We start from the raw sequence: 16468 nt of genomic DNA on the forward strand, positions 1-16468 counted from the left end.
CGGTGTGTCAGTTTGCGGTGATGTTGGATGGACCGGCCTCTTCGCGAGCAAGCCCGCTCCCACAGGGAATCGGCTGGGAAAAAGACTTTGCACTCACCACAAACCATTGTGGGAGCGAGCCTGCTCGCGAAAGCGGTGGGTCAGTCGACATCAAGTTGGATGTGCTGGCGTCTTCGCGAGCAGGCTCGCTCCCGCTGGATCTCAGGTGACACAACACCCCAATCCACCACCAATCCCTGTTGGAGGCTAACTACCTGATCGCTCGAAGCAACCGCCATGCTATCGTGCCCGCCCGACTTTCCACTGGTTCACGCCAGCATGCTGCCGACCCCCCGTACCTTGCGCCTGTCGTTGTACACCTTGCTGATCCTCGCCGGCGCGGCGGTTGCCGCCACCCTCGCCGTGCGCCACGCCGAGCGCGAGGCCTTGGAAGAAGACGCCAGCCGTGCCAGCCAGCAGTTGGCGCTGTATGCCAATTCGTTGCACACCCTGATCGAACGCTACCGCGCCCTGCCCGCCGTGCTGGCGCTGGACCCGGAATTGCGCTCGGCCCTCAAGGGGCCGCTCAGTGCGACTCAACAGGATGCGCTGAACCGCAAGCTCGAACAGATCAATGGCGCCGCCCAGTCATCCACATTGGAACTGCTCGACCACAGTGGCTTGGCCGTCGCGGCCAGTAACTGGCGCCTGCCCAGCAGTTATGTCGGGCACAACTATGGTTTCCGCCCCTATTTCATCCAGACCCGCACCCAGGGCACCGGGCGGTTCTACGCGGTGGGCGTGACCAGCGGCATACCGGGTTATTTCCTCTCCAGCGCCGTGACCGGCGACGACGGCGCGTTCCTTGGCGCGATGGTGGTAAAGCTGGAGTTTCCGGAGCTGGAGCGCGAATGGCGCCAGGGCAGCGATACCCTGCTGGTCAGCGATGCCCGGGGCATCATCTTCATCGCCAACCGCCCGGGCTGGCGCTATCGCCACCTGCGCGCGCTGTCCGACAGCGACCTTGCCGAGCTCAAGGCTACGCGCCAATACGACAAGCAACCGCTGCAACCGCTGGCCTTCGAGCCGCTGCGCCGCTTCGATGACAACAGCCATCTGGCCCGGGTCGAAGCCCCCGATGGCTCGGCGGATTACCTGTGGGAATCCTTGCCGTTGACGGCCGAAGGCTGGACCCTGCACTTGCTGCGTCGCCCGCAGATCGCCTTCGAGGACTTGCGCAACGCCGGGCTCGCCGCCGCTGGCTTATGGTTGGCGCTGGTGTTCCTGTTGCTGTTTCTCAACCAGCGCTGGCGCCTGGCAAGGTTGCGCCAGCGCAGCCGCGAAGAGCTGGAACGGCTGGTGGAGGAGCGCACTCGGGATCTGCGCACGGCCCAGGACGGGCTGGTGCAATCGGCCAAGCTGGCGGCGTTGGGGCAGATGTCGGCGGCCCTGGCCCATGAAATCAACCAACCGTTGACCGCCCAGCGCATGCAATTGGCAACCCTGCGCCTGCTGTTGGATCACGGTCGGGTCGATGACGCCTACAAGGCCCTCAAGCCGGTGGATGACATGCTGACCCGCATGGCCGCCCTCACCGGCCACTTGAAGACGTTCGCGCGCAAAAGCCCCAGCGGCCTGCGCGAACGCCTGGACCTGGCGGAAGTGGTGGACCAAGCCCTGCAACTGCTGGAAACACGCCTGCGCGATGAACAGATCAGCACCGTGCTGCACCTGACCCGCCCGGCGTGGGTGCGCGGCGATGCAATCCGCCTCGAACAGGTGTTGATCAACCTGCTGCGCAACGCCCTCGACGCCATGGCCGGCCAACCGCTCAAACGTTTGGAAGTGCGCCTGGAGGCCGATGAGCAATTGTGGCGCCTGACCGTCAGCGACAGCGGCACCGGCATCGCCGAGGAGCACCTGGCCCAGGTGTTCGATCCGTTCTTCACCACCAAGGCCGTGGGCGACGGCCTGGGCCTGGGGCTGGCGGTTTCGTTCGCAATCATTCATGAATCCGGTGGGCGGCTGACGGCGGACAACCACGGGAACGGCGCGGTATTCTGCGTGACCTTGCCCATCGATCAGGAGGCTCAACGGCATGCTTGATTCAGTCATGGTCGTGGATGACGAAGGCAGCATTCGCAGTGCCGTCGAGCAATGGTTGAGCCTGTCGGGGTTCCAGGTGCAACTGTTCAGCCGCGCCGACGAATGCCTGGCCCGGCTGCCGGAGCATTTCCCCGGGGTGATCCTCAGCGACGTGCGCATGCCCGGCCTCAGTGGCCTGGATCTGCTGGCCGAAGTGCGCCGCCGGGATCCAGACCTGCCGGTGATTCTCTTGACCGGTCACGGCGACGTGCCCATGGCGGTAGAGGCCATGCGCGACGGTGCCTACGACTTCCTGGAAAAGCCCTTCAGCCCGGAAGCCCTGCTTGGCAGTTTGCGCAGGGCCCTGGACAAGCGTTTCCTGGTGCTGGAAAACCGTCGATTGCACGAGCAGGCCGATGCCAGGACCAGGCTCGACGCCAGCTTGCTTGGCGTCTCCCGCTCGTTGCAAAACCTGCGCCGCCAAGTGCTGGACCTGGCGACATTGCCGGTCAACGTGTTGATCCGTGGTGAAACCGGCAGTGGCAAGGAGTTGGTCGCCCGCTGCCTGCACGACTTCGGCCCGCGGGCGAGCAAACCTTTCGTGGCCTTGAACTGCGCGGCGATTCCCGAACCACTGTTCGAAGCCGAACTGTTCGGCCATGAAAGCGGCGCCTTCACCGGGGCCCAGGGCAAGCGCATCGGCAAGCTCGAATACGCCGATGGCGGCACGCTGTTTCTCGATGAAATCGAAAGCATGCCCCTGGCCCAGCAGGCCAAGCTGTTACGAGTTCTTCAAGAAAAAAAGCTCGAACGCCTGGGCTCCAACCAGAGCATCAACGTGGACCTACGCATCATTGCCGCCACCAAACCCGACCTGCTGGACGAAGCCCGGGCCGGGCGTTTTCGCGAAGACTTGGCCTATCGCCTGAACATCGCCGAGCTGCGCCTGCCACCCTTACGTGAACGGCGCGAAGATATTCCGTTGCTGTTCGAGCATTTCACCCACAGCGCCGCCGAACGCCTCGGCCGCCCCGTCACGCCCTTGAATGGCCCGCAACTAAGCCATCTGCTGAGCCACGATTGGCCGGGCAACGTACGCGAGCTGGCCAACGTCGCCGAACGCCAGGTATTGGGGCTCGATCAACTGCCCGTCCTGGAGGCAGAGCCGGGCCAGTCCCTGGCGGCCCAACAGGAAGCCTTCGAAGCCCAGTGCCTGCGCGCCGCCCTGACGCGGCACAAAGGTGATGTGAAAGCCGTGCTTGAGGAACTGCAACTGCCACGCCGCACCTTCAATGAAAAGATGCAGCGGCATGGGTTGAGTCGGGAGATGTTTTTGTAGGGCCCGCCATTTTGTGGTGGTTGTACTGGCGCCATCGCGAGCAGGCTCGCTCCCACAGGGGCATGTGTACACGTCGGGCAAAAATGTGGGAGCGGGCTTGCTCGCGAAGGCGTCGGATCAGTCAATACAGAGTTGGCTGACACACCGCTTTCGCGAGCAGGCTCGCTCCCACAAGGATCATATGTACACCGGACAGAAATGTGGGAGCGAGCCTGCTCGCGATGAGGCCGGTACTGACAACACACATTCCCCCTGCATAAGCGGATTCCCGCCCACACCCGCCGCCACAATAAGCGGATTTCCGCTTACGCAACGCCACAACCCCCTCTAAACCGGCCTTCTCCCAGCTGGCACAGCTCCTGCTATAGCCCTGTCAGGCTGCGTTCCCACGCGCTCCACAAAAACAATTAAACGAAGGATCCTTCAATGGATAACTCAAACACCCTGCCCATCGGGTCGGCTGCCGTGCCCGCCCGTGAAAGAACCACCGCCAGCCGGATCAAGTCGATCTTCAGTGGCTCGGTCGGCAACATGGTCGAGTGGTACGACTGGTACGTCTACGCCGCTTTCTCCTTGTACTTCGCCAAAGCCTTCTTCCCCAAGGGCGACACCACCGCCCAATTGCTCAACACCGCCGCGATCTTCGCCGTCGGCTTCCTGATGCGCCCGATCGGTGGCTGGCTGATGGGCTTGTACGCTGACCGCGCTGGTCGCAAACGTGCGTTGATGGCCTCGGTGTACTTGATGTGCTTTGGCTCGCTGATCATCGCCCTGAGCCCCGGCTACGAAACCATCGGTGTCGGCGCACCGATCCTGCTGGTATTCGCCCGCCTGCTCCAAGGCCTGTCGGTGGGTGGCGAATACGGCACCTCGGCGACCTACCTGAGCGAGATGGCGACCAAGGAACGCCGCGGTTTCTTCTCTAGCTTCCAGTACGTAACGCTGATTTCCGGCCAGCTCATCGCCCTCGGCGTGCTGATCGTGCTGCAACAAATGTTGACCACCGAGCAGCTGTACGCGTGGGGCTGGCGCATCCCGTTCGCCATCGGCGCGCTGTGTGCGGTGGTGGCGCTGTACCTGCGTCGCGGCATGGAAGAAACCGAGTCGTTCACCAAGAAGGAAAAAGCCAAGGAAAGCGCCATGCGCACCTTGATGCGTCATCCCAAGGAACTGCTGACCGTGGTCGGCCTGACCATGGGCGGCACCCTGGCCTTCTACACCTACACCACCTACATGCAGAAATACCTGGTGAACACCGTCGGCATGAGCATCTCCGACTCCACCACCATTTCCGCCGCAACGCTGTTCCTGTTCATGTGCCTGCAACCGCTGATCGGCGGGCTGTCGGACAAGATCGGTCGTCGGCCGATCCTGATCGCCTTCGGCATCCTCGGCACCCTGTTCACCGTGCCGATCCTCACCACCCTGCACACCATCGAGACCTGGTGGGGCGCGTTTTTCCTGATCATGGCGGCACTGATCATCGTCAGCGGCTACACCTCGATCAACGCCGTGGTGAAAGCCGAGTTGTTCCCCACCGAAATCCGCGCCCTGGGCGTCGGCCTGCCCTACGCGCTGACCGTGTCGATTTTCGGCGGCACCGCTGAATACATCGCGCTGTGGTTCAAGAGCATCGGTATGGAGACCGGCTACTACTGGTACGTGACGGCCTGCATTGCCGTGTCGCTGCTGGTGTACATCACCATGAAAGATACTCGCAAGCATTCACGGATCGTGACCGACTGATCTCCAAGTCGTACGCACAAAAGGGGCGAACCTACAGGTTCGCCCCTTTTTTCGTTCTGCCTGTCCAAAGATTTATCCGACATTAATCTCTGGTTAATGCCTGACCTCCATCCTCACCCTCAACAGAACGCCATTCGATACGCCGGCAATGGGCCTCATTGACCGTTCTGTGGCAACCCAATATAGATCTATTTAATTGATAGATTTAAGCATTTATTTGCGCTTTTTAATCAAATTAACGAGCGTAATATGAACTCCACACCCAAGGCGCCTAACGCCAAACATTCTGGAGCACGACCATGAAAACCAAACTGATCATCGCCCTGACCCTGTCCGTACTGGCCGCCAACACTTTTGCTGCCGACGGTTTCGACCGCACCAGCTCGGCCATCGCCGCTGATGGTTACGACCGCACCGGCGCTTCTACCCTCGCCGCCGACGGTTTCGACCGCACCAACGGCGCAATCGCTGCCGACGGTTTCGACCGCACCAACGGCGCAATCGCTGCCGACGGTTTCGACCGCACCAACAGCGCAATCGCCGCCGACGGTTTCGACCGCACCAATGGCGCAATCGCTGAAGATGGCTTCGACCGCACCAACGCTGCTGCCATCAGCTAATCCCCTTACCACCTCCTCACAGCCCGGCCTCGGCCGGGCTTAGTTGTTTTTGGATCACAGGAAAACGGGCAGCCTCAAGCCGAACACAAAGTGAAAAACACTGAAGAACTAATGTGGGAGCGAGCCTGCTCGCGATGACATCATCCGACGCGGCAACGGTTGCGCGTCATAAACAGCTATCGCGAGCAGGCTCGCTCCCACAAAGGTATCGGGCGCTCAGGTTTTGCTTGCTCGGCTGGAAATAACTCACCAACCCTTGCACTATCCCTTCGTTTTCAACCCATTCAGGACCCGGCCCGATGCCCGATGACATCCACTTCTACGAACCCGCCAACGGCCACGGCCTGCCCCACGATCCGTTCAACGCCATCGTCGGCCCACGGCCCATTGGCTGGATTTCATCCCAAGATGGCGAAGGCCGCCTGAACCTGGCGCCCTACAGTTTTTTCAACGCCTTCAACTACGTGCCGCCGATCATTGGTTTCTCCAGCGTCGGGCGCAAAGACAGCCTGAACAACATCGAACAGACCGGTGAATTCGCCTGGAACCTGGCCACTCGCCCGCTGGCCGAGCAGATGAACCAGAGCTGCGCGATGGTCGCGCCCGAGGTCAATGAGTTCGAACTGGCGGGTCTGACGGCGGCCCCGTCACGGGTGATCCAGGTACCGCGCGTCGCCGAAAGCCCGGTGTCCTTCGAATGCAAGGTCACGCAGATCATTCAATTGCAGCGGGCGGACAAGGAACCGGTGCCGAGCTGGCTGATCCTCGGTGAAGTGGTCGCCGTGCATATCGCCCAGTGGCTGTTGAAGGATGGGGTGTACGACACCGCCGCCGCCGAGCCGATCTTGCGCGGTGGCGGGCCGGCGGATTATTTCCAATTGGGGCCTGAGGCGTTGTTCAAGATGCATCGCCCGAAGTAAGCGATAAAATCCTGCAAACAACACCGCTCACTTGAAATGAAGGTATGTGTGGCGAAGGAGCTTGCTCCCGCTTGGGTGCGCAGCGCCCACCAAAAAAGGGGCCGCTGCGCAGCCCAGCGGGAGCAAGCTCCCTCGCCACAAAAGCAATCACCAAAAGGCTGATTACCAGACCAACCCGCCCTCGTCATCGACACCCTTGAGGTGGGTCAGCTGCAGGGCTGCCGCTTCATCGGCTTTGACGGCGGTCTCGAACGTCTGCTCTTCAAGCACCTTGTTGAAGCGCGGCGCACCTGAGCCGCCGATGGCCTTGGTGGCTATGGCGGCGTGGTAACCACCGCCCTCCTTGGGAACAACAGCAGAAACAGCTTCAAAGGTTTCAAAGGCTTTACGTGCCATGTCTTGTGCATCCTGGCGGTGGAAAATGACCGCCATTAAACCTTCAACCCGCCAGTTTGTGTACCTGTGCCCGGCACCCTTCGGTCGCCTGGGCGGCGGAGACTTCCCTGAAGGTATGGAAATCCAGGCTGCTCACCACCAGGTCTTGCACCAGCTCGGCGAAAATCGCCATGGCCGGCGAATTGAAGTAAGCGTCCATGGACGGCTGATTGACCCAGAGCCCAGACACCAGCCACAAATCAGCGTCGCATTGCGATTGCTGCAAGGCAAAGTGCAGGCAACCGGGCGCCTGGCGCGAAGGTGCAATCAGCGTGCTCAGGCGCGCACCCAATTGCTTGGAGCAACCGCCGCGGGCCCGGACAAAAGCCATGTGGCTGACGGGGATGTGTGTAGTCATGTTCAACCCTCCCAGGTAATCCGTTGTGCAGCCGGGGACAGGCTGCGACAGGATCAAAGGTTAAGCGCCGCGCCGCCAGCTTCGTTAGTCGATTCCTGCCGACCCATTGCACAATCCTGCGCATCGGCCGCTCGAATTTCGCCATCGATCCGGTTACAAGCCAGGAAGTTGAAACAAAAGGTTTCAAGCAAGTTTCGGCAGCGTTGCACCGTCATGGCCCATTGCGCCGTGCAGGATCAGGCAAGCTTTCAACAGGATGTGGCTACCGCTGCGCCTTGCACAAACATAAGCTTTGTCCATTGCTCCCTATTGCCTGAGGATTCCGGCATGTCGCCACTCGATCACGCCCACGTCCCGCTGGACACGTACCTGGAACAACAGCGCGCCGAACTGGCGTCGATCATTGACCGCAACACCAGCGAAGACGGCAGCTACGCCACGGCCATCGGCTCGCTGAACCTGTCGCGGCACAGCCAGCCTCATCGATTCGCCCCGGTGCTGGCGCAACCGGCGCTGTGCATCATGGCCCAGGGCAGCAAACAGGTGTGCCTGGCGGATGAGTCGTTCCAGTACGACCCGCTGCATTACCTGGTGGTCTCGGTCTCGATGCCACTCAGTGGATGCATCACCGACGTTTCCGCCGGACTGCCGGTCCTGGCCTTGCGCCTGGACATCGACCCGACGGAAATCACCGCGTTGATCGCCGACGCCGGCCCCTTGGGCGTGCCGACCCGCCCCGCCGGGCGTGGGCTGTATGTCGAACGGCTGGACACGCCGATGCTCGACGCCGTCCTGCGCCTGGCACGGCTGCTCGACACGCCGAAAGACATCGCCATGCTCGCGCCCCTGGTGCGCCGGGAAATCCTCTATCGCCTGTTGCGCAGCCCGCAGGGCTATCGGTTGTATGAAATCGCTATCGCCAACAGTCAGAGCCACCGCATCAGCCAGGCGATCAAATGGCTCAACGGTCATTTCGAACAGCCGTTGCGCATCGATGACCTGGCCCGGGAAGTGAACCTCAGCGTCTCGACCTTGCATCACCGCTTCAAGGCCATGACCGCCATGAGCCCGCTGCAATACCAGAAGCAACTGCGCTTGCAGGAAGCCCGCCGACTGATGCTGGCCGAAGGGCTGGAAGCTTCGGCGGCGGGGTATCGGGTGGGTTACGAAAGTCCTTCGCAGTTCAGCCGCGAGTACAGCCGGTTGTTCGGCGCGCCGCCGCTAAGGGATCTGGCGCGGTTGCGGATGACTGTTTGATCTGAGGTTTGTGCAGCCCTTGCCGGCCCCTTCGCGAGCAAGCCCGCTCCCACATTTGATTTGCGGTGAACACAACATCTGTGATCACCACAGATCCCCTGTGGGAGCGGGCTTGCTCGCGAAGAGGCCAGTCGTTGCGACTCAACTCGTCGGTTTCCAGCGCGCCTGATCGATCTCAATCAACGTAGGCCCCTGCCGCTCACGCGCCGCCAGCAACGCGGCCCTCAGCGACGGCACATCATCGATAGCCTCGGCAAAACAGCCCAACGCCTTGGCAACACCGATGAAATTCGGGGTGTAGATGTCCACCCCCACCGGCTCAATGGCGCGGTTGACCATGTATTTCTTGATCTCCTCGTAACCCTGGTTATTCCACAGCAACACGATCACGGGCGTGCGCGCTTCCACGGCGCTGGCCAGTTCCGGCAGGGTGAATTGCAACCCACCGTCGCCGATCAGGCACACCACCGCCGGGCGGCCGTGGCCCAGGTCCTTGCCGCCGAGCCAGGCACCGATGGCCGCCGGCAATGCGTAGCCGAGGGTGCCGTAGCCGGTGGATGAGTTGAACCAGCGGCGCGGCTGTTCCAGGTTGAAGGTGAGGTTGCCGGAGTACACCGGTTGCGTGGAATCGCCGACGAACACCGCCTCCGGTAGCGTCTGCAAGACCGCGTCGAGAAACACCGTCTGGGCCCGGGTCGCGGCGTCCCAACTGCCTTGAAGCTCGGCGCGCAACCGGGCGGCACGCGCCGGCCCCCAATCGGCGTGGCGTTCGGCCAAGGGTTGCCGGCCCAATTCATCGAGCACGGCCCGGGCCGCGATGCGGGCGTCGGCCACCAAGGCCAAGTGCGGCGAGTAGTTGCGCACGGTCTGGTCCGGGTCGATGTCGATACGCAACAGCGCACCGGGAATTTCGAAGCCGCCGGCGAAGGTAATGTCGTAGTCGGTCTCGGCCAATTCGGTGCCGATGGCCAGCACCACGTCCGCTTCGGCCACCAAGGCACGGGTCGCCACCAGGCTCTGGGTGGAGCCGATCAACAACGGATGGCGCGCCGGCAACAGGCCCTTGGCATTGATGGTCAACGCCACGGGCGCGCCGAGGCGTTCGGCCAACTCGGTCAATTCGGCCGCGGCGTCGATGGCCCCGCCACCGGCCAGGATCAAAGGCCGTCGAGCCGTCGCCAGCAGGCCAGCCACTTGTTTGACCGCATGGGGTGCGGCACCGGCGCGGCTGATATTCACTGGCACGCTGGCCAGCCAGGCATCGGCGTCTTCGACCAGCACATCCAGCGGGATTTCAATGTGCACCGGCCGTGGGCGCCCGGCCTGGAACACCGCGAACGCCCGAGCCAGCACGCCGGGCAACTCGGCGGCGGACATCAGCGTGTGGGAAAACGCCGCGACACCGCCCACCAACGCAGACTGGTTCGGCAGTTCATGCAGCTTGCCGCGGCCGCCGCCCAACTGGCTGCGCGACTGCACGCTGGAGATCACCAGCATCGGGATCGAATCGGCATAGGCCTGGCCCATGGCGGTGGTGATATTGGTCATGCCCGGGCCGGTGATGATGAAACACACGCCGGGCTTGCCGCTGACGCGGGCGTATCCGTCGGCCATGAAGCCTGCGCCCTGCTCATGCCGCGGCGTCACATGGCGGATGCTCGAACGGGCCAGCCCGCGGTACAACTCGACGGTATGCACGCCGGGAATGCCGAACACCTGCTCCACGCCATAACCTTCAAGTAACTTGACCAATACTTCGCCGCACGTCGCCATTGCCATTGCCTTTCTTCTGGTCGGATAAAGGGCCGCGCAGCGCAGGCGGCGGCCCCTTTCCTGTCTTGGGAATGGGGTTATTGGAACGGTCCGGGCATGGCGCCAACAATGGATAAAAAGTCATACTAGCCATGTCCTCACGTCATGGCTGGATCGAAATGAAACGACTTCCCCCGTTGCCAGCGCTGCACACGTTTCTGATCACGGCCCAATGTTGCAACTTCACCCGGGCCGCCGAACAGCTGCACATCACCCAGGGCGCGGTGAGCCGGCAGATCGCCGGGCTGGAAGATCATTTGGGTTATGCGCTGTTCCGGCGCCAGGCGCGCGGCCTGAGCCTGACCGCCGAGGGCCAGGCCTGGCTGCCACGGGTGCAGCAGGTGTTCAGCCTGATCGACGAAGCGGTCGAGCAGATCGGCGAGAAGCGCCAGGTCCTGCGGCTCAAGGCCCCGACCTGTGTGATGCGCTGGCTACTGCCGCGTTTGTTGCAGTGGCAAAAGGAACGGCCGGACGTGCCGGTGGAGCTGACCACCACCGTCAGGCACGGCGTGGATTTCCAGCGCGAAGCCTTCGACGCCGCGGTGGTCTATGGCCCGCCGCCGGACACCTCGCTGGCGTGCCTGCACCTGTTCGATGAGCAACTGACGCCCGTATGCTCGCGCCCGGTCCTGGAAGGCCTGGTGCCGTTGCATGATCCCGCCGACCTGCAACACCACCTGCTGTTGCACCCGGCCCTTGACCAGCGCGACTGGAACGCCTGGCTGGCGGCGGCCGATGTGCATTTAAGCAATGTCAGCAAGGGCCAGCACTTCGAAACCCTGGACCTGGCAATGTCCATGGCTTCCCAGGGCACCGGCGTGGCGATTGGCGACTGGTCGCTGATCGGCGACGACCTGAGCGCCGGCCGACTGGTGATGCCGTTCGAGCTGAAGGTCAAGACCGGCCTGGGCTATCACCTGGTGCACCCGCGCAAGCCCCAGGCCTCGGGGCCATTGCAGGCATTGATGGGGTGGTTGGTGGAGCAGGCTCAAACACGTTGAATGCTCGCAAGGTGCTTTTGTGGCGAGGGAGCTTGCTCCCGCTGGAGCGCGAAGCGGTCCCAAAATGTTTCAACCTCAAAATAGATCAAGGCATGAAATGTTGGGGCTGCTGCGCCCGAAGCGTCGGACCGGCCCAGCGGGAGCAAGCTCCCTCGCCACAAAAGCCGGGCAGGACCTTAGAAAAAGTGTTCCATCAAAGCAGATTCGGCGCCTGCGCCGGCTCGATCTGCGCCCAGTGCGAAGTGTCTTCACGGTGCTGCTGCAGGTACGGCAACACTGCCCCCAGCAAGGGCGCCTTGAACGCGTCCTGGAAGCGATGGGCCAGGCCCGGGATCAGTTTCAGTTGGCTGCCTTGGATGTGCGCCGCCAAGTGCACGCCGTGCATCACCGGCAGCAAAGGGTCGGCGGTGCCGTGGACGACCAGGGTCGGCACCCGCAGTTGATTGAGCAGGGCCACCCGGCTCGGCTCGGCCATGATCGCCATGATCTGGCGCTTCACGCCTTCAGGATTGAAGGCCCGGTCATAAGCCACGGCGGCCTGATGCAGCAAGGCCTGGCGATCGTCCATCACCACCGGGCTGCCCAACGCGGCCAGTAGATCGGCTTGCTGTTCAAGGGCCATTTCGCGATTCGGCGCACCGCGTCGGGACAACAGCTGCACCAGTCTTTCGCTGGGCGCGGGCAAGCCGGCGGCACTGGAACTGGTCATGATCAGGGTCAGGCTTTCAACCCGCTCAGGCGCCATGGCGGCCATATGCTGGGCGATCATCCCGCCCATGCTCGCGCCCAGCACATGGAAGCGCTGCACCTGCAAGGCATCCATCAGCCCCAGCCCGTCGTCGGCCATGTCCGTCAGGGTATACGGCGCGGCCACGGGCAAGCCGAGTTTGTAGCGCAGGGCTTCAAACGTCAGGTTGGCGCTGCCGGGCGCCTGACGCCAGGTGGACAGGCCAACATCGCGGTTGTCGTAGCGAATCACCCGGAAACCCTGCTCACACAGGGCGACCACCACTTCGTCCGGCCAATGGATCAGTTGCCCGCCCAGGCCCATCACCAACAGCAAGGCAGGATCCGAGGCACGGCCAATGCTTTGGTAAGCCAGGCTGACCTGATCCAGGTCGACATGTTGAGTTGCAACATTGACATCACAACGAGCCGCCGCCATCGACGGCAGGCCGAACAACAGCACGGCCAGGAAAATGAATACACGCATGAAGAAACACCAAAACGCAGAACCCCAGTAGAGCGCGAGTCTGATGAAGTTTGTTCAAGCGCGCTGCCACAGTTGCGTGACAGTTTGATGAAGATTGCCGAGTGGTTGTTTTGAAGCTCAGTGAGCACCCCGTGGCGAGGGAGCTTGCTCCCGCTGGGCTGCGTAGCAGCCCCAACATTTCATGCCTTGATCTTATGTTGAGGTTGAGGCCTTTTGGGACCGCTTCGCGGTCCAGCGGGAGCAAGCTCCCTCGCCACAAAAAAAAGCGCCCTTGCCAGAAATTGGCGCTCGCCTACTACATCCGGATCTCAGGCCAACTGGCTACGCAACTGCCGCGCCGCCGCCACCATGTTCACCAGCGCCGCTTCCGTTTCTGGCCAGCCCCGAGTCTTCAGCCCGCAGTCGGGGTTGATCCACAGCCGCTCGGCAGCGATCCGTTTCACCGCCTTGCTCATCAGCGCAACCATCTCGGCGGTGTCCGGCACCCGTGGCGAGTGGATGTCGTAGACACCCGGGCCGATGTCGTTCGGGTAGTCGAACGCCTCGAAAGCTTCCAGCAATTCCATGTCCGAACGGGAGGTTTCGATGGTGATCACATCGGCGTCCATGTCGGCGATGGCCTTGATCACATCATTGAACTCGCTGTAGCACATGTGGGTATGGATCTGGGTGTCATCCGCCACGCCCGAGGCGCACAAGCGGAAAGCCTCCACGGCCCAATCCAGGTAGGCCTGCCATTCCCCGCGACGCAACGGCAACCCCTCGCGGAACGCCGCTTCGTCGATCTGCACAATCTTGATCCCGGCTTTTTCCAAGTCCAACACTTCGTCCCGCAGGGCCAGGGCCAGTTGCCGGGCCTGGACCTGGCGCGACACGTCTTCGCGGGGGAACGACCACATCAGCATGGTCACGGGACCGGTGAGCATGCCTTTCATGACCTTGTCGGTCAGGCTTTGCGCGTAACGGATCCAGTCGACGGTCATGGCTTTCGGGCGGCTGATATCGCCGTAGATGATCGCCGGCTTCACACACCGCGAGCCATAACTCTGCACCCAGCCGAAACGGGTGAAGGCATAGCCGTCCAGTTGCTCGGCGAAGTACTCCACCATGTCGTTGCGTTCGGCTTCACCGTGCACCAGCACGTCCAGGCCCAGGCGCTCCTGTATCTGCACGGCATGGCGGATCTCGGTGTGCATGGCGTCCTGATAGTCGTTGGCCGACAATTTGCCTTGTTTGTAGGCCTGGCGCGCCAGGCGGATGGCCGGGGTCTGCGGGAAGGAGCCGATAGTGGTGGTGGGAAAGGTCGGCAGCGCCAGGCGTGCGCTCTGGCGTTCGATGCGCTGGGCAAACGGCGAGCGCCGCTGGCTGTCCTGTGGACTGATCGCTGCGAGGCGCGCCTGGACCTCGGCTTTGTGAATACGCGCCGAGCCCGCGCGACGGGCCTGCACCGCGCGGCTGTCGCTCAAGGCCTGTCGCACGGCGGGGGCCAGGGGATCGTTCAGCGCATCGCGCAGCACCGCGACTTCACCGCACTTCTGCACGGCAAAGGCGAGCCAGCTTTTGAGTTCCGGATCGAGCCGATCTTCACGTTCCAGATCCACCGGGCTGTGCAGCAGCGAGCACGAGGTGCTGACCCAGAGGTTGTCGCCAAAGCGCTCCTGGGCCGGTTGCAAATGCGCCAGCGCCTGTTCCAGTTCGCAGCGCCAGACGTTGCGACCGTTGACCAGGCCCACCGAGAGAATCTTGTACGTCGGCAGGCGGTCCAGCACCTGGCCCAGTTGTTCCGGGTCACGTACCGCGTCGATGTGCAAGCCGTCCACCGGCAGGCTCACCGCCAGGCCGAGGTTGTCTTGCAGGCCACTGAAATAGGTGGCCACGAGTTTTTTCAACGGCGAGTACTGGAGGATGTGATAAGCGCGCTCGAAGGCGCTCTTCCAGGCCTGAGGCAGGTCGAGGGTGAGGATCGGTTCGTCGATCTGCACCCATTCCACGCCCTGGGCCTTGAGGCGGTTGAGGATTTCACCATAGACCGGCAGCAGGCGCTCCAGCAGGTCGAGTTTGTCGAACGCCTCGCCCTTGGCCTTGCCCAGCCACAAGTAGGTCAACGGGCCGATGATCACCGGTTTGACCCGGTGGCCCAAGGCATGGGCCTCGTCCACTTCGTCAAACAACTGTTCCCAGCTCAGGGCGAAGGCCTGGTCGGCGGAAAACTCCGGGACCAGGTAGTGGTAGTTGGTGTCGAACCACTTGGTCAGCTCCTGGGCGTATTGCGCCTGGCCGTGGTCGGCACCGCAGCAACTGGCCGTGGCGCCACGGGCCATGGCGAACAAGGTGTCGAGGGTCGGTCGGCCCTGGGCATTCAAGGTGCTCTGGAAACGCTGCGGGACAGCGCCCAGGGTCAACGTGTGGCTGAGCACTTGGTCGTACCAGGCGAAATCGCCGACGGGCAGCAGGTCGATGCCGGCGTCCTTTTGCAGTTGCCAGTGCCGGGCCCGCAGTTCACGGCCTACGGCCTGCAACGCTACCGGGGCCAGATCGCCCTTCCAGTAGGCCTCGAGGGCTTTTTTCAATTCGCGGTCGGCGCCGATGCGGGGGAAACCGAGGGTGTGGGCCAGGGCCATGGTGTGCGTCCTCCTGTAAAAGATGGCGCCATTGTCGACAACCCGACCTGCATGAGACAAACTCAACCTTTTCGTGTTGATCACAAGTTTTACTCATGGAGCTACTCCGGTGCTTGAACTCCGTCACCTCAAGACCCTGCACGCCCTGCGCGAAGCCGACAGCCTGGTCGAAGCCGCCGAACGCCTGCACCTGACCCAGTCCGCCCTCTCCCATCAGTTCAAGGAATTGGAAGAGCGCCTGGGCATGCAGTTGTTCGTGCGCAAGACCAAGCCAGTACGCTTCACCAGCGCCGGCCTGCGCCTGTTGCAACTGGCCGATGCCGCCCTGCCGTTACTGCGCAGTGCTGAACGGGACATCGCGCGGCTGGCGGGCGGCACCGCCGGGCGCCTGCACATGGCTATCGAGTGCCACAGCTGCTTCCAGTGGCTGATGCCGACCATCGACCAGTTCCGCGATGCCTGGCCGGAAGTCGAGCTGGACCTGGCCTCGGGCTTCGCTTTCGCGCCGTTGCCGGCCCTGGCCCGAGGCGACCTTGACCTGGTGGTGACCTCCGACCCGCTGGAACTGGCCGGCATCACCTACGTGCCGCTGTTCACCTATGAAGCGATGCTTGCCGTCGCCAACCAACATCGGTTGGCGGGCAAGCCCTACATCGTGCCCGAGGACTTGGTCAGCGAGACCCTGATCACCTATCCCGTGGAGCGAGACCGGTTGGACATCTTCACCCGCTTCCTTGAACCGGCCGACATCGAACCGGCCCAGGTGCGCACGTCCGAGCTGACGGTGATGATGATGCAACTGGTGGCCAGCGGCCGTGGCGTGTGCGGCATGCCGCACTGGGCGCTGCATGAATACAGCTCACGGGGCTATGTGAAAGCCAAGCGGCTGGGGGAGAAAGGCTTGTTCGCCACGCTGTACGCAGCGGTGCGCACCGACATGCTCGACGCGCCATACATGCGCGATTTCTTGCTGACGGCCAAGGACACGTCGTTTTCGACATTGGATGGGGTCAGTGCCGTGCGCTGACCGCTTTTGTGGCGAGGGAGCTTGCTCCCGCTTGGGCGCGAAGCGGCCACAAAAC

14 protein-coding genes are annotated in these 16468 nt (G+C 62.7%); 8 read left to right on the top strand and 6 right to left on the bottom strand.

Annotated features, from left to right (window positions below):
• Window positions 1-318: 318 nt before the first annotated feature.
• The 5 genes from HU767_RS10005 (at window position 319) to HU767_RS10025 (ending at window position 6689) form a co-directional block, all read left to right on the top strand.
• Complete coding sequence (locus HU767_RS10005) at window positions 319-2085, top strand: ATP-binding protein (RefSeq protein ID WP_186729434.1); 1767 nt, start codon at window positions 319-321, stop codon at window positions 2083-2085.
• The gene (locus tag HU767_RS10010; RefSeq protein WP_186729435.1) at window positions 2078-3403 is read left to right on the top strand and encodes a sigma-54 dependent transcriptional regulator; all 1326 of its coding nucleotides are present in this window, start codon (window positions 2078-2080) and stop codon (window positions 3401-3403) included. The genes HU767_RS10005 and HU767_RS10010 overlap by 8 nt, the downstream gene beginning before the upstream one ends.
• 426 nt (window positions 3404-3829) lie before the next feature.
• Window positions 3830-5149 carry an MFS transporter gene (locus HU767_RS10015; protein WP_186706395.1) on the top strand — a complete coding sequence of 440 codons (1320 nt, stop codon included), beginning with the start codon at window positions 3830-3832 and terminating at the stop codon, window positions 5147-5149.
• Between the two features lie 299 nt (window positions 5150-5448).
• Window positions 5449-5769 carry a hypothetical protein gene (locus HU767_RS10020; protein ID WP_186729436.1) on the top strand — a complete coding sequence of 107 codons (321 nt, stop codon included), beginning with the start codon at window positions 5449-5451 and terminating at the stop codon, window positions 5767-5769.
• Window positions 5770-6068: 299 nt separating this feature from the next.
• Window positions 6069-6689: a flavin reductase family protein gene (locus HU767_RS10025; RefSeq protein ID WP_186729437.1), complete on the top strand. Its 621-nt coding sequence runs from the start codon at window positions 6069-6071 to the stop codon at window positions 6687-6689.
• Window positions 6690-6851: 162 nt separating this feature from the next.
• On the opposite strand, the gene HU767_RS10030 is transcribed toward HU767_RS10025, so the two are convergent.
• From HU767_RS10030 to HU767_RS10040, 3 genes are read right to left on the bottom strand one after another with little or no spacing between them, the layout of a single operon-like run.
• Window positions 6852-7085: a hypothetical protein gene (locus tag HU767_RS10030; protein WP_186706398.1), complete on the bottom strand. Its 234-nt coding sequence runs from the start codon at window positions 7083-7085 to the stop codon at window positions 6852-6854.
• 43 nt (window positions 7086-7128) lie between these two features.
• Window positions 7129-7482, bottom strand: coding sequence for an antibiotic biosynthesis monooxygenase (locus tag HU767_RS10035; protein ID WP_053124710.1), 354 nt, complete (start codon window positions 7480-7482; stop codon window positions 7129-7131).
• 53 nt (window positions 7483-7535) lie between these two features.
• Window positions 7536-7697, bottom strand: a complete 162-nt coding sequence (locus tag HU767_RS10040) for a hypothetical protein (protein ID WP_186729438.1) — start codon at window positions 7695-7697, stop codon at window positions 7536-7538.
• Between the two features lie 112 nt (window positions 7698-7809).
• On the opposite strand from HU767_RS10040, the gene HU767_RS10045 reads away from it, so the two are divergent.
• Window positions 7810-8739: an AraC family transcriptional regulator gene (locus HU767_RS10045; RefSeq protein WP_186706400.1), complete on the top strand. Its 930-nt coding sequence runs from the start codon at window positions 7810-7812 to the stop codon at window positions 8737-8739.
• A gap of 141 nt (window positions 8740-8880) precedes the next feature.
• Here the strand turns inward: HU767_RS10045 and HU767_RS10050 are convergent, their stop codons facing one another.
• Window positions 8881-10512 carry a 5-guanidino-2-oxopentanoate decarboxylase gene (locus HU767_RS10050; protein ID WP_186729453.1) on the bottom strand — a complete coding sequence of 544 codons (1632 nt, stop codon included), beginning with the start codon at window positions 10510-10512 and terminating at the stop codon, window positions 8881-8883.
• Between the two features lie 158 nt (window positions 10513-10670).
• Here HU767_RS10050 and HU767_RS10055 point away from each other — a divergent pair, with 158 nt between their 5' ends.
• Window positions 10671-11552 (top strand): LysR substrate-binding domain-containing protein, encoded by an 882-nt coding sequence (locus HU767_RS10055; protein WP_186729439.1) that lies wholly within the window; start codon window positions 10671-10673, stop codon window positions 11550-11552.
• Between the two features lie 193 nt (window positions 11553-11745).
• Here HU767_RS10055 and HU767_RS10060 read toward each other — a convergent pair whose 3' ends face one another.
• Together HU767_RS10060 and metE are read right to left on the bottom strand one after the other, a co-directional pair.
• Window positions 11746-12765, bottom strand: a complete 1020-nt coding sequence (locus HU767_RS10060; protein ID WP_186706402.1) for an alpha/beta hydrolase — start codon at window positions 12763-12765, stop codon at window positions 11746-11748.
• Between the two features lie 308 nt (window positions 12766-13073).
• The gene (gene metE / locus HU767_RS10065) at window positions 13074-15386 is read right to left on the bottom strand and encodes a 5-methyltetrahydropteroyltriglutamate--homocysteine S-methyltransferase (protein ID WP_186729440.1); all 2313 of its coding nucleotides are present in this window, start codon (window positions 15384-15386) and stop codon (window positions 13074-13076) included.
• 109 nt (window positions 15387-15495) lie between these two features.
• Between metE and metR the strand changes: the two genes are divergently transcribed.
• Complete coding sequence (gene metR, locus HU767_RS10070; protein WP_053124730.1) at window positions 15496-16413, top strand: transcriptional regulator MetR; 918 nt, start codon at window positions 15496-15498, stop codon at window positions 16411-16413.
• Window positions 16414-16468: the final 55 nt, after the last annotated feature.

Source organism: Pseudomonas sp. SWRI179 (assembly GCF_014268705.1).
Taxonomy (GTDB): domain Bacteria; phylum Pseudomonadota; class Gammaproteobacteria; order Pseudomonadales; family Pseudomonadaceae; genus Aquipseudomonas; species Aquipseudomonas zanjanensis.